Annotated in this window: 1 protein-coding gene; it reads right to left on the bottom strand. The window is 61.7% G+C overall.

What is annotated here, in order from left to right; genetic code table 11:
* Window positions 1–597: 597 nt before the first annotated feature.
* On the bottom strand, window positions 598–1,995 hold the full coding sequence (locus WB402_RS15490) for an IS1380 family transposase (RefSeq protein ID WP_424209452.1): 1,398 nt from the start codon (window positions 1,993–1,995) through the stop codon (window positions 598–600).
* Window positions 1,996–2,176: the final 181 nt, after the last annotated feature.

The following is a 2,176-nucleotide window of genomic DNA, read 5'->3' as shown; positions in this document are numbered from 1 at the left end:
AGGTTCGAACCAAACTGGCGCAGCCGTTAAGCTGCGCAAACTCGGGTCTCATCCCCGTCTGTGCTGGCCCTTTTCAGGATTAAGCCTTGGCCCGAAGGCCGCGGCGCCGGCAGTCTTGGACAGGTCGGTTAGATCCGTCACCGGACCTAACCTCGCGCGTTTCCCAATGGCGAAAGCTCCTTCTTCCTTTCAGATGTCCCGCCGGGATGCCCAAAAGGAATAAGTTCCGATCACCATTTTGCTAGAGAAGCGATTTCAGAGACGCGCAAAGGCGTGCCGACAAACTGGGCCGGCACGCCCCGATGGCGTGTATTTAGACCCTCTCACTCCTTTTGCCAAGGGGCTTTTGAGGGCTTTTGAGGGGTATTTCCGGTCAAAAATGCCCCCATACCCCCTAACCCGGATATCTCACACCATCTTGGCATGATTGATAAATTGGGTGGGCGATTTTCTCTCGTTTTCAATGACCGCGCTGCGCCGTGGCGCCTGAGGCGCGACGAGAGCTGGTATTTTTCCGGTGCTGCTGCGACAGCGAAGAAGGGGTCTCGGCGGGCCAGGGGTGATGCCACCTATGGTGACGCGCTGCGGCGGCGCGTGTCATGCAGGCGAGGCGCGGGCTAATGCGGCGAGTGCGAGCCGGAATGCCGCACGGCCCCAGTCTTGAGCGGCGGGACAGGCCGACGCCATGGCGACTTTGATGCGGCGAACGCTGATGCGCACGAGTGCGCCGATTTTGAGCAGCTTGAGACGGATGGTGCCGCAGCTTGCGTCGGCGAACGGCGTGTGATGCAGCCCGATCCGGCGCATGGCGCAGAGCAGCACGTAGGCCATTGAGGCGAACCACAGGCGCAACTGGTTTGCCCGCATCGTCGCGCTCGAGGTGCGATCGGCGTAGAGATCGAGCTGGCACTCCTTGATCCGGTTCTCCATGTCGCCGCGGGCGCAGTAGATTATCTCGTAGAGGTATTTTGGCTTGCACTGCGCCCGCGTCAGCGAGGTGACGACAAAGCGCGGATTAGCCTCGCCGTTGGTGAACTCGGCCTTGGCGATGACCCGGCGCTCGCGGCTCCAGCTGCTGCGCGTCCTCCACTTGAACTCCTTGAAGTAGCGCGCCGGCTTGCCGGTTCGTCGGCTCTTCATCTCAGCCCGCGCCAGTTCGTCCTTGATCTCGGCATTCAGCCGGAGATTCTGCGGCACGCCGAACACATAGTCCACACCGTTGGCTTCGCACCACGCCATCAGGTTGTCCCGCGCAAAGCCTGAGTCGGCGCGTACCAGGATGCGCACGTGCGGCCAGCGGCGGCGGATGTGCCTGACGATGCGCGCCACTTCCTCCACCGAACCCGCCGCCGCATCCATGCTCGCGCTCCGCAGCTTGGCTGCCAGCAGGTGGCGGCCGCAGAACACGTAGAGCGGCAGGTAGCAGTAGCAATCGTAATAGCCGTGGAAGAAGCGGCCCTCCTGCTCGCCGTGCACCGGATCATCGGTCGCATCGAGGTCCAGGATGATCTGTTGAGGGGCTCGCGCGTGCGCTTCCAGGAATAGGTCGACCAGAAGCCGTTTGATGGCCACCGGATTGTGGCTGATCTTGTGGTAGCGCGTCGGCTCCAGCTTGCTCAGTTCCAGCCGGTTCAGCGTCGACTTGCCGGCGACCGGCGCGCAGTCCTCCCGCCGCGCCGCGAGCTTGCCCGCCAACACCGCCATCATCGGATCGTGGCGCAGTTCGTCGTGATCGTTGAGATCCTCGTAGCCGAGCGCGATCCCGAATACCCGTTGACCCACCAGGGTCGAGACCTCGTGCTCGATCCATTCAGGACGTCGCTCGTCGTGAAAGCACGACGCAAACCGGTCGATCATTCGGATCGCACGATCGGTTGCTCCCAAAAGCAACGCCCCCGCATCCGACGTCACCAAGCCGGCATCGAAGGCAGCTTCCACACGGCGGCCTTCCACGCTTCCAAAATCAAATGATTCTGCGCTACATTCTGTCGGCATCGGGGCTCTCCGCGAATCTGCAAAAAGTCGTTGCTGCACAACAACTTTCGCTGATTCGTAGCCCCGATGCGCCTATTTGTGTGAGATATCCGGGCTAGGTAGGCCTAGGTAGGAAGCGTATGGAACGCAGACGTGTGAATCAGCAGCGGAGTCGGACCCCACGGGTTGATAGCGGTAATGC

The sequence above is a fragment of the Sulfuricaulis sp. genome, from assembly GCF_049587675.1.
Classification (GTDB): Bacteria; Pseudomonadota; Gammaproteobacteria; order Acidiferrobacterales; family Sulfurifustaceae; genus Sulfuricaulis.
This window is presented reverse-complemented; position numbering and strand designations above follow the sequence as displayed.

Coding starts and splice junctions, on each gene's coding strand:
- WB402_RS15490 (WP_424209452.1), bottom strand. CDS start 1,995: ATGCCGACAGAATGTAGCGCAGAATCATTTGATTTTGGAAGCGTGGAA.